Annotated in this window: 11 protein-coding genes; 7 read left to right on the top strand and 4 right to left on the bottom strand. The window is 43.0% G+C overall.

Annotated elements, in window-relative coordinates; genetic code table 11:
• Positions 1-54 precede the first annotated feature (54 nt).
• The gene (locus GXP67_RS02670; RefSeq protein WP_162441728.1) at positions 55-1389 is read left to right on the top strand and encodes a PhoH family protein; all 1335 of its coding nucleotides are present in this window, start codon (positions 55-57) and stop codon (positions 1387-1389) included.
• Between the two features lie 85 nt (positions 1390-1474).
• Positions 1475-1918: an aminoglycoside 6'-N-acetyltransferase gene (aac(6'), locus tag GXP67_RS02665; protein ID WP_162441727.1), complete on the top strand. Its 444-nt coding sequence runs from the start codon at positions 1475-1477 to the stop codon at positions 1916-1918.
• Between the two features lie 153 nt (positions 1919-2071).
• Here the strand turns inward: aac(6') and GXP67_RS02660 are convergent, their stop codons facing one another.
• Positions 2072-3013, bottom strand: coding sequence for a DNA/RNA non-specific endonuclease (locus GXP67_RS02660; RefSeq protein WP_162441726.1), 942 nt, complete (start codon positions 3011-3013; stop codon positions 2072-2074).
• Positions 3014-3236: 223 nt separating this feature from the next.
• On the opposite strand from GXP67_RS02660, the gene GXP67_RS02655 reads away from it, so the two are divergent.
• The 3 genes from GXP67_RS02655 to GXP67_RS02645 all read left to right on the top strand — a co-directional run bounded on the left by GXP67_RS02655 (position 3237) and on the right by GXP67_RS02645 (position 8351).
• Complete coding sequence (locus GXP67_RS02655; RefSeq protein WP_162441725.1) at positions 3237-4487, top strand: BaiN/RdsA family NAD(P)/FAD-dependent oxidoreductase; 1251 nt, start codon at positions 3237-3239, stop codon at positions 4485-4487.
• A gap of 138 nt (positions 4488-4625) precedes the next feature.
• The gene (gene idi, locus GXP67_RS02650; RefSeq protein ID WP_162441724.1) at positions 4626-5165 is read left to right on the top strand and encodes an isopentenyl-diphosphate Delta-isomerase; all 540 of its coding nucleotides are present in this window, start codon (positions 4626-4628) and stop codon (positions 5163-5165) included.
• Positions 5166-5543: 378 nt separating this feature from the next.
• Positions 5544-8351: a M14 family metallopeptidase gene (locus tag GXP67_RS02645; protein WP_162441723.1), complete on the top strand. Its 2808-nt coding sequence runs from the start codon at positions 5544-5546 to the stop codon at positions 8349-8351.
• A gap of 56 nt (positions 8352-8407) precedes the next feature.
• Here GXP67_RS02645 and GXP67_RS02640 read toward each other — a convergent pair whose 3' ends face one another.
• From GXP67_RS02640 to GXP67_RS02630, 3 genes are all read right to left on the bottom strand, one after another.
• Positions 8408-8857, bottom strand: a complete 450-nt coding sequence (locus tag GXP67_RS02640) for a hypothetical protein (protein ID WP_162441722.1) — start codon at positions 8855-8857, stop codon at positions 8408-8410.
• Positions 8830-9675 (bottom strand): hypothetical protein, encoded by an 846-nt coding sequence (locus GXP67_RS02635; RefSeq protein ID WP_162441721.1) that lies wholly within the window; start codon positions 9673-9675, stop codon positions 8830-8832. Before GXP67_RS02635 ends, GXP67_RS02640 begins: the two co-directional genes overlap by 28 nt.
• A gap of 182 nt (positions 9676-9857) precedes the next feature.
• The gene (locus GXP67_RS02630; RefSeq protein ID WP_162441720.1) at positions 9858-10751 is read right to left on the bottom strand and encodes a hypothetical protein; all 894 of its coding nucleotides are present in this window, start codon (positions 10749-10751) and stop codon (positions 9858-9860) included.
• 368 nt (positions 10752-11119) lie between these two features.
• Here GXP67_RS02630 and GXP67_RS02625 point away from each other — a divergent pair, with 368 nt between their 5' ends.
• Together GXP67_RS02625 and GXP67_RS02620 are read left to right on the top strand one after the other, a co-directional pair.
• Positions 11120-11935: a ZIP family metal transporter gene (locus GXP67_RS02625; RefSeq protein WP_162441719.1), complete on the top strand. Its 816-nt coding sequence runs from the start codon at positions 11120-11122 to the stop codon at positions 11933-11935.
• A 186-nt stretch (positions 11936-12121) separates the two neighbouring features.
• A complete protein-coding gene (locus tag GXP67_RS02620; RefSeq protein WP_162441718.1) occupies positions 12122-15940 on the top strand; it encodes a PVC-type heme-binding CxxCH protein in 3819 nt (1272 codons plus the stop codon).
• The last annotated feature ends 194 nt before the right edge of the window (positions 15941-16134 follow it).

The raw sequence follows: 16134 nt of genomic DNA, 5'->3' as shown, positions 1-16134 counted from the left end.
CCGATAATCAGTTCAACCTAATTCGTATTCGTTCATTCTTCTATCTCGATTTTTATGCCCCGGATCAAAAAAGAAAAAAAAGTATTTGTGCTTGACACCTCTGTTATTTTATATGACCATGATGCCGTTAAAAACTTCCAGGAACATGATGTAGCTATTCCCATTACAGTGCTGGAAGAACTGGATAATTTCAAAAAAGGCAACGACACCAAGAATTTTGAAGCCAGAGAGTTTATCCGCTTTATTGATAAATTATCCGGCGAACATATGCTTCAGAACTGGATTCCGCTGGAAGGAGAAGGCAAGGGAAGTTTTAAGGTAATTATGAGTTCCAAAAGCGCTGTGGATGCTGAATTAATATATGACGAAAAAAAAGCCGATCATAAAATTCTGAATTCTGCCCTGAGCCTGCAGGAAGAAGACCCGAAGAAAAAAGTGATTTTAGTTACTAAAGACATTAACCTGCGCCTGAAAGCCAAAGCGCTGAACCTTCCGGCCGAAGATTATGAAACTGGTAAGATTAAAAACGTAAATACGCTTTATACTGGTAAAACGGTACTCAGCGATATACCATCCGCAGTAATTACTGAACTGTATGAGGTGGGTTTTTGCGATGTGAAAAAGGTAATGCCTAAAAAGCCCCGTAAAAACAGTTTTTTTATTCTCAAAAGCGAACGCAATTCTGTTCTTGCCTACTATAATCCCATAGAAGACCGCATTGAAAAGGTGGACAAACGGGCAGCATACGGCATCCGTCCCAGGAATGCGGAACAGACCTTTGCCATTCATGCCATTCTCAATCCCCATATTAAACTTATTACTATTCAGGGCGTAGCGGGAACTGGTAAAACGTTACTGGCATTGGCCAGTGCCCTGGAACAAAAAAAGAACTACAAACAGATCTTCCTGGCCCGCCCGATTGTACCGCTCAGCAACAAAGATATTGGATACCTGCCCGGCGATATTAAATCCAAATTGAATCCGTATATGGAGCCCTTGTGGGACAACCTGAAGTTTATCCAGAACCAGTTTGAGGAGCACGAAAAGGATTTCCAGAAGATCAATGAAATGCTCATGAAAGACGTGCTTCATATTATGCCACTGGCGTATATCCGGGGAAGAAGTTTGTCGAACATCATATTTATTGTGGATGAAGCCCAGAACCTGACTCCTCATGAGGTGAAAACCATTATTACCAGGGCGGGGGAAAATACAAAAATCATCTTTACCGGTGATATTTACCAGATTGATACGCCTTACCTGGATACGCAAAGCAATGGCCTTTCCTACCTGATCGACCGGGTACAAAACCATGATCTGTACACCCACATCACCCTGGAAAAAGGCGAACGTTCAGAACTGGCCAACCTGGCAAATGACCTGTTGTAATGTTGAAGGTAGAGAATAGAGATTGGAAATTGGATAATCCTATTGATTGTTATTTAAATTGATTGCCATTTTATTCCACCTATCGATGCATATTGAACGTCTTTCTAAAGATTCCCTGCAAGCACTTACCGTGCTCATGCTGGAACTGTGGCCGGATTGTTCATTTGAAGAAGAATACGAAAATAATAAGGAAATACTCCGTTCAGGCAAAGAAACAGCTTTTCTGTACAAAGTCATAAAAGAAGACTATATTGGTTTTATTACCGTTTCTTTACGCACGGATTATGTAGAAGGTGCCATCACCTCACCAGTAGGCTATGTGGAAGGAATCTATGTAAAACCCGGATACCGGCAGCAAGGCATTGGTATACAATTGCTGGCGGCAGCAGAAGTCTGGTGTAAAGAGAAAGGTTGTGTAGAAATGGGTTCAGATACGGAATTGGATAATAAATTAAGCCAGATCTTTCACCAGAAAGCAGGATTTACAGAAGTGAACCGGATCGTTTGCTTTAAAAAGGACCTGCGATAGGGAATAGATTGATTGACAGACTTAGTTTAACTGATATGACATGACTGTAACCATTGAGTATGTTCTCATCATTTGTGTTTGATACAGAATAACAGCGTTTTCTATATAAATAGAAATGGACAATTTAAAATAAAGTTTCGTTACCTATTAGTTTTACTTCCCCTTAAACCAATCACTAATTGTCAGAGAGCTTTCCAGTTTTTGTTCCATATCATCGGGAAGCAGTGGGAAAAAATCCAGGCCGGTTTCTTTTTCTACTTCGTCAATGGTAACGGCAAACGATTCCAGAGGCTCATTAGAGCCTTCGTTTTTCATCAGAAAAGCAATCGCCTTTACATCCGGTTGGTAGAGGTCCAGGATCACTTTAAAGTACATGGGAGGCACCGCTACTTTGTTTCTCCGGCCAATGTATGACATTTTGCCTTTCAACACCGGACCAGTCACCACATACAACACCTGGTCTTTTTTTACCCAGCTTCTCACCCGTGATTCCAGGTGCTCCCAGATTTCGCGGTTAAACTCCGGTGCCTGCGGACTCATGTTGCTCATAAAAAAAGACTCAGACATGGCTTTATTTGAAAATTTAAAATCAGCGGCTGGTGCAAGGTGTCCCCGGTCATAGCCGGAACCCCGGTAATCGTCTGGGGTAGCAGAACCGGTTTTTACATCCGGATCAGGACGGAAATCATTTTCCCGTTCCGATTTTCCTTTAACTTCACTGGCAGTAAGCTGGTAGGCTACCCAGTAAGGCTGTTCAAATTCATCTGCATAGGAAAGCGAATACGCCTGGTGCCTCACAATCTGGTCTTGATCTGTGAAAGCTGGCAGGGCAAAATCCAGGTTGTTTTCAAAATCGAAAGAGGTAGTAGCAGGAGCTGTTTTAGGCTCAGTTTTCCGGGAAGACTTCTTTTTATCAGGCGCTTTGGCCGGCTCTTCCTCCTTTTTCTTCTCCGTCTTAATTACTTTTGCATCCCCAATATTAGGCAGATTCAGCTTGTCGGCATTATTGTAAATTAAAAATACGACAATTACTAAAATGATAAAAAGGATGAGTTTCCGGTTTCCCTGGGTTTTGCGTCCGCTTCGATTGGCCATTCGTGTATTTAATTATAGAGTTAAAAACGGAAACAATTTAAAGGTAAATAACAGTGGCTTTGGCATACGCTTTTAGTTCTGATTCGCTTTTTATCTTAATCATTTGTATGCATTACTAAATACTATTATTGTTTCATTTTTCCGGTATGGCTAAAATAAAATATTTGAGCAACAATACCAATTACCGGATACACAGCGGTAATTTTACGTGTTATATATAATCATGCCAGTATCAAAAAGTAGAATAGTTGTGATAGGAGGAGGGGCTGCCGGCTTTTTTGGGGCCATCACCTGTGCCCAGACCTTCCCGGAAACAGAGGTAGTATTACTCGAAAAAAGCAATAAAGTATTAGCCAAGGTACGTATTTCCGGCGGAGGCCGCTGCAATGTAACCCATGCCTGTTACGAAAACAGCCGCCTGGTCAAACATTATCCCAGAGGTAGTAAAGCCTTACTCTCTCCCTTTGCCCAGTTTAGTACCAGTGATACCATTCGCTGGTTTGAGGACAGAGGGGTAAAACTGAAGACTGAGGCCGACGGACGTATATTTCCGGTAACAGATAGTTCCGAAACCATTGTAGACTGCCTATATGGAGAAGCCAGGCGGCATGGCGTACACATTCAGACGAGTTGCGGAGTACGTGAAATTATTCCATTACATCAGGCAGAAGCCGAAGAAACCGGATTTGAACTGCATTTATTGAATGGATCTGTACTAACCTGTAACAAAGTGCTAATTGCTACGGGTGGCAATCCCAATGCAGATTCCTATGAGTGGCTGCGTATCGGAGAGAAACTTACTTTGCTTTCGCCAGTTCCCTCCTTATTTACCTTTAATACTCCGGATTCTGCTTTTCTGGAATTATCTGGTGTATCGGTGCAGCATTGCCTGGTGAAAATAGCAGGTATAAAATTGCAGCAAACTGGTCCTGTTTTGTTTACACACTGGGGGTTTAGTGGTCCGGCCATACTTAAACTTTCTGCCTGGGGAGCAAGGGAATTACATGCACTCAATTACCAGTTTCAAGTATTTATCAACTGGCTGCCAGATTATAATGAGGAAACCCTCCGGACTTATTTGCTGGATTACCGGGAAAAAAATCTGAAGAAACAGGTTGCGGCAAATCCGGTGGAAGGATTGCCACAGCGTTTATGGAAAAAACTAACAGAGCAAGCTGGTATTCCGGAAGATGGTCGCTGGGCTGACCTACCTAAAAAGAACCTTAATAGATTGATTGACTTACTTACCAGAAGCAGTTTTAAGGTAAATGGCAAAAGCACCTTTAAAGAAGAGTTTGTTACCTGCGGCGGCATCGGACTGGAAAATATCAACCTGCAAACCATGGAAAGCAAGTTTGTGAAGGGTATATATTATGCCGGTGAAGTACTCGATATTGATGGCATTACTGGTGGATTTAATTTTCAAAGTGCCTGGACAACCGGTTATATTGCCGGTAAACACATGGGTTTGTGAATAGGGTAAGAATGGATTTTAAATACACTAAAATAGTAAAATATCTAACATTTTCGCTCCCTTATTTGTTCTTAGGTATAAAAGTGTCAACTGCCATTTCATACTTTAAACGCTCAGGAAGCGTTAGTCATTTAACATATGTCTCCAGAAAACCGCAATTACGTAGTATTAGTAGATCCTCAGGGGCAAGCCATCGGGGTAGAAGAAAAGTTAAAAGCCCACCAGAAAGGATTGTTGCATAAGGCATTCAGCATTTTTGTATGGAACAGCAAAAACGAAATGCTCCTGCAACAGCGTAATCTGAATAAATATCATTTTGGCGGATTATGGAGCAATACCTGTTGTAGCCATCCCTCTCCCGATGAGGATTTAGCACAGGCAGCCCACCGGCGATTACAGGAGGAAATGGGTTTTTATACGCCACTCACTCAGGCTTTTTCATTTATCTATAAAGCTGCTGATCCCAAAAGCAAGCTAATTGAACATGAGCTGGATACTGTATTTGTAGGAATTTATGACGGAGAAATCCGTCCGGATTTACAGGAAATTGAGGCTTACCGCTGGGTAACTCTGGATGCGCTTACACAGGAAATGGCCGAAAACCCAGAACAGTTTACAGAGTGGTTTAAAATCTGCCTGGCCATGATGGAAGAAAAACAATTATTACCCCAAATATAATAGTTTATATACTGTCTCCGCTTCTTAGCACGAGTAAGTGTTCTCTCTTTACAAATTATTGTTGAAAATAGCCTGTCTCTTACTTGAAAATGTACTATATATTCAAGTGGCTATTTTTGCCTTTTCTTTTTAAATACCTATATAAATTGCCATATAAAATTTTATAATTTATAAGAAATGCTTTTATAAAATTTTTATTGTTGTGCAATTTCCGGTTTTATCTGTGGTAAAGTATTTTTATATTTAGCGGTTGTACTGGTTTTGTATATAAGAAAAATATAAATTCGTGAATTGAGTATAATATTCATAGTTTATTTCTTCCCAATCTACAAAACAACACATAGTAATACCAGCCTTTAACCCCACTTCTATAAACCTATGAATCAACGTTTCCGCTATGTAATTACCCTGTTTTTGTTGTTTTTCCTGCACGAATCACAGGCACAAACAGTACCATCGCCCAAAGATCATTTTGGTTTTAATATCGGCGACGATTATCAGCTGGCTAATTTTACTCAAACTGAGGCTTATTTTAAAAATATGGCAGCTGCTTCCAACCGTACCAAACTGGTAGATATTGGCCAGACGGAAGAAGGTCGTCAACAGTTCATTCTGATTGTGTCTTCTCCGGAAAATATCAAAAACCTGGACCGTTATAAAGAAATCTCACAAAAGATGGCCAGGGCAGAAAACCTCACCGATGAGCAGGCGCAGGGGATGGCTATTGAAGGAAAAGCGGTCGTCTGGATTGATGGAGGATTGCATGCCACAGAGGTAGTAGGAACCCATCAGCTCATTGAAACAGCCTGGAATCTGGTAAGCCGTAAAGATCCTGAAACGATGCGTATTCTCGACGAAGTGATTGTGCTGCTTACACATGCCAACCCCGACGGACAGGAGCTGGTGACTAACTGGTATATGCGTGAATCCAAGCCGGAAAAACGTTCGCTGGAATATTTACCAAGGTTGTATCAGAAATATATTGGTCACGACAATAACCGGGATTTTTATATCATGAATATGAAAGAATCCCAGAATATGGGCCGTCAGTTGTTTCTGGAATGGCTGCCGCAGATTATGTATAATCACCACCAGAGAGGTCCGGCTGGAAGTGTACTGGCTGGTCCGCCTTATAGAGACCCCTTCAACTATGTATTCGACCCTTTGATGGTAACAGGTATTGATGCTCTGGGTGCAGCGATGATCAACCGTCTGAATGTGGAAAATAAACCAGGTTTGACGAGGCTGAATGGTTCCAGTTTTTCTACCTGGTACAATGGTGGCTTAAGAACTACCACTCAGTTTCACAATATGATAGGGTTGCTTACTGAAATTATTGGTGGTCCTACGCCGGAAGAAGTGCCTCTGGTTCCTCAACGGCTCATTCCCAATGGGGCTACACCTAACCCGGTAACTCCCCAAAAATGGCATTTCCGGCAATCTATTGACTATTCTATTTCCTTAAACTATGCCGTATTAAACTATGCCGCCAGGCATTCCGATGAATTATTGTTCAATATTTACCGGATGGGCAAGAATTCGATTGAACGTGGTAGTAAAGATTACTGGACGCTTTCTCCCAAACGTATTGAAGCCATCAACCAGGCCTATAAAACGGATCAGCAAAAAGCCAGTGCTACTCAGGCAGCTGCTAGTAATTCTTCTGGCGATCCATTCGGCTGGAATTCCAGAGGAGGGGGAATGCCGGTGAAGTATTACGATGCGGTGTTAAAAGATCCAGCCTTGCGTGATGCCAGGGGCTATATTATTCCGGCCAGCCAGCCAGATTTCCCAACGACTGTACATTTTGTAAATGCCTTAATAAAAAACGGTATTCTGGTCCATAAAGCTACTTCCAATTTTATGGTTGCTTCTAAAAAATATCCGGCAGGTTCGTATGTAGTTAAAACAAATCAGGCTTTCCGTCCGCATGTGCTCGATATGTTTGAGCCGCAAGACCATCCCAATGATTTTCAGTACCAGGGAGGTCCTCCGGTCCGCCCATATGATGCCGCCGGATGGACACTTGCTTACCAGATGGGTGTTCAATTCGACCGAATCCAGGATAGTTTCGATGGCCCATTTGAACGGGTGCCTTATGGAGAATTACAGGTACCGAAGGGGCAACTGGCAACTGTTTCAGCCAAAGGAGGATACGTATTGAGTTCTTCGGCAAATCAGTCGTTTACAACCGTAAATGATCTTCTGAAAGCTGGCGTAGATGTATTCCGGATTGCAGGCGAAATGTCTGGAGCCGGTCAGGGCTCTTTTTATGTTCCGGCTGCCGGAAAAGCCAAAGAGGTTCTGGAGAAAGCAGGGACTTCCTATGGATTGACTATTATCGGGGTGAATCAGCATCCGGCAGGGGCTACGACCAAAGTTTCGCCGGTGCGGATTGCCTTGTGGGATACCTATGGTGGGTCTATGCCTTCGGGATGGGTCCGCTGGTTGATGGAGCAGTATCATTTCCCTATACAGGTTATATTTTCTTCCGAAATAGATGCTGGCAATCTTAATAAAAAGTATGATGTGCTTATTTTCGTTACCAGGGCTATTCCTGCAATGCCAGGGCAAGAAAGTGAAAGTGGCAGAGGATATACGCCAAAAGAACCCAAACCGGAAGAAGTTCCGACAGAATATCGTACCCAGTTAGGGAAGATCACCGCTGATAAATCCATTCCGCAGCTCAAGAAGTTCATAGAAGCAGGAGGAACGGTCGTAACGATAGGCAGCAGTACGAATCTGGCGTATCACTTGAACATTCCGGTGAAAAATGCACTCACAGAAATGACCAGTAGCGGACAACAGCGGCCTTTGCCAGCAGAGAAATATTATGTGCCCGGTAGTATTCTGCGGATGAATTTTGATGCGGCCCATCCGGCTATGTGGGGCATGCCGACTGAAGGCGATGTATACTTTGATGCAAGCCCGGTGTTTAAACTGGCTCCCGATGCTGCCGCCAAAGGAACGGTAAAACCTCTGGCGTGGTTTGCGACCAGCAGTCCCTTGCGGAGCGGATGGGCCTGGGGACAAGCCTATTTACAGGATGGTGTAGCTGCTTTCGAGGCTTCTGTCGGTTCGGGTAAACTCTACGCTTTCGGCCCAGAAATCACTTTCCGGGGACAATCGCATGGTACATTCAAGTTGCTGTTTAACCAGCTCTATTCCACTAGTTCTCCACAATAAATGCTGAGCATACAGCAACATATTCGCTATATGTTGTTGTATGCTCAATTGCAGATTCAAAACTTGGTACTAACCTGGGTAGGCGCTTCATCAGGAAAGGGTAGAAAATGTTCCTGGTATTTTCCCTTAGAAAGTGCGTTATTAAAATCTTTGCTTATTCTTTCAATGAGTCTACGGCAGGTATCTGAAAATTCCTGGCTGTAATGCGTATTAAACGTAAGGGTACGTTTGGTTTTTAAATATTCTATTCCAAACCATGTACTGTCTATCCGGACTTTGTAACTGAGCACAGTTTCGTAGTCCTTTTCTTTAACAATCACCGAATCTGTTGCTGAAGCGGAAGGAGTATATCTGGTTGTAACAAAATTTATAAACTCCAGAACAAGTGATTCTTTTACTGGAAACAGTGTATAATTGATATAATTCTTATCTGCAAAATTGAGTTTACCCTGCCAGGGAATAGCGATTATATTCTCTTTTAAACTGAGCTTCCCGGGGGGTTCCATTCAAAAAACTGATGAAAGGAGTGCACATTCAGTATTTCTATGCTTTGCAGGTGCAATGGGGTACGGTTAAACGGAACAATAGAGAGTTGGTCCGTTGTATAATCGAAGACTGCCAACCCGGAATAATAACTGCCTTCTTTGCGTACATCAGATTTTGAAGCCCTGAAAACAACTTGTTTATATTTTTCTGAAAAGCCGATGGCTATTTCATGCCCCACATTGATTTCGTATAGTACCCGCCAGCCTTGTGTTTCCCACAGGCGCTGCCGGTTAAATTGCCAGTATTGAAGCGTTTTGGTATTCAACACAGTAAACCGGTTAATCAATAAATATTTACCGCCAGTTAACACCAGTGAACTATTGAGTTGGTTGTCGTTTTGAGGTTGCCAGGTATTATGCTCCTTTGTTGGCATACCCATGTTTCTATCAAGCCATTGTATGGAGGAAAATTCACTATCCTGATGGGAGAGCCTGGTTATTTTTACCTGCTTATCTTCCTCTGTAATCAGGAATATTTGCTGACTGCCAGCCAGTAAAGCTGGTTTCGCCGCATCATTTAATATATATACCTGCCACAGATAATTATATTCACTGCCTTTTTGCAGGGCAGAAGGGAATTTTACTTTTTTCCCCTTATAATATATTTCGTACTTTATCAGATAACTGCTGGTGGTATATTTCCTGCCTCCTATAGAACCACTTTTCCGTTCGGTTTCTGTAATCTGGCGTATAGTAAAATTCCCATAAGGCGTATTTTTAACCTCTTCCGATGAAATGGCTTTACAACCCGTGAATGAAAAGAAGCTTAATATACTCATCGTGAATAGCTCGATTAATAACCTGGGTTTCACCTATCGTAGCTGAAGATTATGGGTGGAAAAATTTGGAATGCAGAAGTTACAAGAATACACCATTAATTTTCTGATCTGTTAATGATTGAAAGGAGAAGTCAAACAAATGAGTTCTCCTTTTCCTTAACTATGAATCAATACTTTCAGATTTAATGCATGTCTGCGTAGGTCTTATTCAGTACCAGATTAGCTACCACAAGCTGGTTGTTTTCATTTACAATATAGACGATAAATGGCTTTTTACCTTCGGCACTAGTCAGGTTCAGATAGAACGCAAAACCTTTACTGCCAAAACTGTCTGTAGTCATTGTGATGGTGCTGGAGGCATCTATGCCTGTGCTGCCTACAAAATAGGGTAGCATTTGTTCAGCAAATACTTTTTCTACTTTCTCTTTGCCGAGGTAATCCATAAAATTAGCGCTGAACTTCCGCATCACAGAGGTAAGATCACCTGACCTGAGTCTTTCTACGGCCCAGTTGGCCATCTGGTGATAAGAGGCCGAAGCCTGCTGCATATCCATGTATTCACTTACCGGTGCTTCCGAATGGTCTGTTTGTTGTAATACCTGCGCGTTTTGCTGCATAGATTTTTGTTTAGCGCCTACCTGCTGGGCAAGTTCCTTATATTCTTCCAGCGTTTGCATTACTTGCCTGGTCCATGTTTCGAGTTGATTTGCTTTCTGATTGCTGGTATAGCCGGTATCTTGTAACAGTTGTTTGGCTTCTGGTATTTCCTGGTCGAAGTTTTCGCCGAGAACATAAGCCGTAATCACATAGGCAGCTAGATCGGCTTCATTATCGAGTCCGTAGCCGATTGCCTTTTGCAACACGGTATGAATCGTTTTTTTCATCTCTGCCACTGGTGTAGCTTTGGAGTCAGGGAAAGATTCGTGTAAAAAGTCAACAAGTCTTGATTTGAAAGAATCAGTAAGTAACATAGGATTTGAAATTGTTTTGTTGTTGGGTGATTGATTTGCTTTTTGTGCCAACAATGGCGATACAGTAAAAAATATAAAAAGGAGAATAATGGCTGATGTTTTCATGAATAAGTTGGTGTTGATGGGTAGTCTCTAAATTTTTCGGCAAAAAAAATATTTGTGTTTTTCTGTTTTGCTTGTCACAAAGGTAAAGGAGACACTGGCCTGAAAGCTATTTTTTAGGGTATACCGGGAGTTAACAGGAAGCTGATTTCAGGTAAACAAATGGTAAACAAGGGCTGAAAACAGGATAATTGCCTGCTGTTATTTAATTATAGAGGGAATGGTATTATTTTTTCTTTAGCCTTGCTTATACAAGATATTCCATTCCGAAAAAGAAGATGGCTTTATGGTTGAAATAACATTGCCTGTTTGGGCAGCGATTCCGTATACACATTTATGTACAATTAATAATTTCTGCTAAATCTTATAATATGCTCCCTGTATGGTTACAAGCTGGATTATATGGCTTACTGGCTGGTTCAGCTTTGCTGATTGGGGCGGCCATCGGCTATTTTGCCAGTATTCCCGACCGGGTAGTAGCAGGCATTATGGCTTTTGGAAGTGGTGTATTGATCTCGGCGCTCAGTTTTGAACTCGTAGAGGAAGCTTACCGGCAAGGTGGCTCGCAGGCAACGGCGATAGGTTTTTTTGCAGGTGCTATTATTTACTCAATAGCTAACTGGTTACTCACCCATAAAGGAGCCAAGCACCGGAAACGGTCTAATAATTTACAGCCTTCTGAAAAAGAAGTGAATGGTAGTGGGATGGCGTTGGCCATGGGTGCACTGGTAGATGGAATACCCGAATCTATTGTGATAGGCGTAAGTATGATTGCCGGTGGTGCGGTAAGCATGGTAACAGTGATCGCTATTTTTCTTTCCAACTTACCGGAGGGCTTATCCAGTGCAGCAGGCATGAAACAATCTGGCCGGTCGAAGCAATATATCTTTGGGGTATGGGGAACGATAGCCTTTATTTCTGCACTAGCTTCACTCATGGGGTGTTCAGTGTTTAGTCATTTTTCTCCGGGCGTCATTGCCGCCACTACTGCTATTGCAGCCGGTGCGGTTCTCTCTATGCTGGCTGATACCATGATTCCGGAGGCGTTCGAAAAAGTTCATAATTTTACCGGATTGATTATGGTAAGCGGATTTATGGTGGCTTATCTGCTGAGTAAAATGGAAACACATACTGGCGTAGCCGCTGCTATGCATAGCCTACACCAGCTTTTCTTTCCGGCTTTATAATTCATTCAGATACTTATTAGAATTCAACATCTTCCCCTGATGAATAGATTTGTATAACTGAGTATCTGTAGTCCTATGATAACAACCACCAACGATCAACCAACAACAAATTAAAAGTTCTTGTATTTAATGAACAGAAAATAGTAATTTTAGAAGACCTAAACTCTCCTGAAATTTATTTATTGTATGCTCAAATCATCTATACTTTTCATTTCATTCTTCCTTTTCAGCACCTGGTGGTTTTTTCAGGATAAGCATGTTGCGATAAAAACATTTGCTGATGAAACCACTTTCAAGATAGTACAGGATGAAAAATCTGGTACCATCAGCGTTTTCAGGGATGGTTCCAGCGAGCCGGTTCTTACTCAGAATGCCAGGCCAGATTTCCGGCCATACCTGCATCCTATCATCCCGCCAGATGGAAAAGGTGTGCTGACCGAATACAGCCCAGGGCATCATAAACACCAGACTGGCTTGTACTGGGGATTTACCAGGGTAAATGGCCGCGATTATTTTCATCATCCGGAAGACGATTACTGGAAACGGGTTTCTGCCAGGGTTATTCAGGCAAATGGCCCTCAGGTGAAGTGGCAAACAGTCTATAATCTGCTTGATTCTACCGGCGCTGCCGTACTTACTGAAACTCAAACCTGGACTCTTCGGGAGAAGAATAAAAAATACTTACTGGAACTGGAATGGAAAGGCAAGGCACAAACCGATGTAACCATTGGCAAATATGATTATGGTGGTCTGTTCCTGCGGATGCCCTGGAAGGAAGGGATTAAAGGAGAAGTAATAAATGCCGCCAGACAGAAGAATGAAAAAGCCGAAGGACAGCCAGCCATGTGGGTAGATGTAGGTATGCAGGTAGAAGGCCGAAACGACCTGGCACATATTGCTATTTTCGATCATCCGCATAATAAAGCCTATCCGCAGCTCTGGCGGGTAGATGGCCAGTTGGGCATTGGTCCGGCAAGGGCTCGTAAGGGCGACTGGTATATTAAAAAAGGAGAAACAGAAATTATCAGGCATCAATTGGTCATTTATACTGGTGAGTTAAATGATGTGGAAATGACTAAAACCTGGGGAGAGTTCACCGGTGACCAGTCGATGTATTCAACAACTGCTTTGTGGGGAATTGCCCAGCGGGAGGGAAGGGAGGCCAAGTTTCTCACCCCTGAAGAAGCGGTAAAATCTATGACCCTGAAAGAAGGATTTAAAGTAAATGTGTGGGCTTCCGAACCGATGATGACACAACCTATGGCTTTCTGCTGGGATGACCGGGGAAGATTGTGGATTGCAGAAAACAAGGATTATGAATCCCGTGGGCATGGTTTTTCTAATGCTGGCAACAGCCGTATACTCATTCTGGAAGATACCAACGGAGACGGCGTGGCTGATAGCCGCAAGGTGTTTATGGAAGGAATCGCTTTCCCGGCTGCTATTGCCGTAGGTTTTGACGGCGTATTTGTAGGTGCTCCGCCAAACTTACTCTTCGTACCCGACCGCAATGCCGACGATAAAGCCGATATGGAAGATATTGAAGTACGATTGACTGGCTGGGGAATCCGTGACCGGCATGAAACCTTAAACAGCTTGCATTGGGGACCCGATGGATGGCTATATGGATGCCAGGGATTTGCTACTCCTTCTAAAGTAAGAAAGCCGGAATGCAAAGGCCGTTTATACCGGCATAAAGATCCATTTCCGGAAGATATTCTGAAAGGAGAAGGGGTAGACATTAACGGAGGTATCTGGCGGTATCATCCTACTAAAGATAAGTTTGAAGTAGTCGCACATGGATTCAGTAATCCATGGGGAATAGATTATGATGCCAAGGGACAACTCTTTATCAGCGCCTGTGTTATTCCGCATCTCTGGCATGTGGTGCCCGGTGGTATTTATCACCGGCAGGGTGGGCAGCATTTTAATCCATATGTATACAGCGATATCCGCACCATTACCGACCATAGCCACCGTTCGGCGCATGGGGGAGCCAGGATTTACCAGTCAGATGCTTTTCCTGCCGAACACAAAGGACGGATGTTTATGGCCAATATTCACGAACATGCCGTATTATCAGATATTCTTGAGCCTAGAGGCTCTGGTTTCAGAGGCCGTCATGCCGACGATTTTCTGATGGCCAATAATGCCCAGTGGGTAGGATTCAGTATGGAAATAGGTCCGGATGGCGGCTTATATGCCCTAGACTGGCATGATGCAGATATTTGTGGGCAGGAAGTGTTAAATTCAGAAACAGGCCGCATTTTCCGGATTGTGCCTGCTCAATCTCTTGCCCAGAACTGGAAAGGCCGCTATTCTGACCTCACCAAAATGGCCGATAAGCAATTGGTAGAATTGCAGACAAACGCCAGTGACTGGCACGCCAGAAGGGCAAGAGTGATTTTGCAAAACCGTGCCACCAAAGGTAAACTGCATAAGAAAACACATGAGCAATTACGGACTATTTATACTCAAAACGCCAACCCGGATTATCGCTTGCGGGCGATGTGGGCTTTGCATGTAACAGGTGGATTTAGTAATAAGCAGCTACTGGAAGCTTTAAATGATTCCAATGAATACGTTCGGGCGTGGGCCATTCAATTGCTGTGTGAAGACAGAAATCCTCCGGCTGAAGCACTGGCTAAGTTTACCGACATGTCTGCCAAAGATGCTTCTCCGGTGGTGCGGTTATATCTGGCTTCTGCCATGCAACGGGTAGATAAAAATACTGGCTGGAAATTAGCCGCTGAACTTATCAAACATGCAGAAGATACCAGCGACCATAATTTGCCTAAAATGATCTGGTTTGGCACCGAACCCTTGGTAGTTGAAAATCCGGCTAAAGCTCTGGAAATGAGTGCACAAAGCAAAATACCTATGCTTACCCAGTATATTGCCCGCCGGACCGTAGATGCCAATGCTGTAGAAACACTGCTTACAGCGATTGGAAAAACTTCCAATAATCAGATACAGTTGCTGGAAGGCATGTTACAAGCCCTGGAAGGCCAGACTGACCTGACGCCACCAGCCAACTGGAAAACTGTATATGCACAATTGCAGCAATCAGGTGGAAAAGTAGCACAACTAGCTACAGAAGTTTCCCAGCAATTTGGCGATAGTGAGGCTGCCCAGCAATCATTAGCTTTACTAAAAGATAATACTTCACCTGCTGATAAACGGCGCAGTGCTTTACAGGCACTGGCAAGCAAACAACGGCCTGAACTCCTTCCTGAATTGAAAAATCTTATTACCGACGAAAACATCCGATTAGAAGCGATAAGGGCAGCAGCCAGTTATGATAATGAGGAACTGGGAAGATTGCTGATGAAACAATACAATACGTTTTCTCCCGAAGAAAAGGCAGAAGTAGTACAGACAATGGCATCCAGGCCCAGATATGGCTGGATGATCGCTAATGCCTTAAAAGACAAATCCATTCCCAAACGGGATGTTCCTGCCAGTGTAGCCAGGCAATTGCGTAGGGTAGTAGGAAGTGGGTTTGTGGAAATCTGGGGACCCATCGATGATATCCCTAACGATACCAAAGCTTACGATAAATACCGCAGTATGCTTACGGAAAATGCTCTGGCCAGTGCCAATACCAAAAAAGGAGCGTTGCTCTTTCAGCGTACCTGCGGCAGTTGCCATAAAATGTATGGAAAAGGCGGCAACATTGGCCCGGATCTGACGGGCTCCAATAGGGGAGATGTGGATTATATATTATTTAATGTGCTTGACCCCAGTGCAGAGATTCAGGATGATTACAAGCTCGTGGTAGTTACTACCCGGGATGGCCGCACCTATGCCGGAAATATCTCTGCCCAGAATGACAGGCAACTGGTACTTCGGGTCGTTGGTCAGGATGCCGTGGTTATAAATAAAGCCAATATTCAGTCTCAGGAAGTTACCCCGAATTCTATGATGCCGCAAGGTTTATTTGAAACTTTAACGAATGAAGAAGTAGTGGATCTGGTGGCGTATTTGCGTACGATGAAACAATAGATGAATAATTAGATCGCTTTATATTTTAAGAAATAAACACATAGTAAAGCTATTATGGGGAATAAAAACAAATCAAATGTCAATAAGACACAAAGATTATGATAAAGTATTCCTTCATTAGTTGAATGCAAACTACTCTTTGCTTAACTTTATAAGAGGCTTTTTAGCAAACAAAATAAATCATATTTAAACCA

The sequence above is a fragment of the Rhodocytophaga rosea genome (genome assembly GCF_010119975.1).
Classification (GTDB): Bacteria; Bacteroidota; Bacteroidia; order Cytophagales; family 172606-1; genus Rhodocytophaga; species Rhodocytophaga rosea.
Note: the sequence above shows the minus strand (reverse complement) of the source record. Positions and strands in the feature narration are given on the sequence as shown.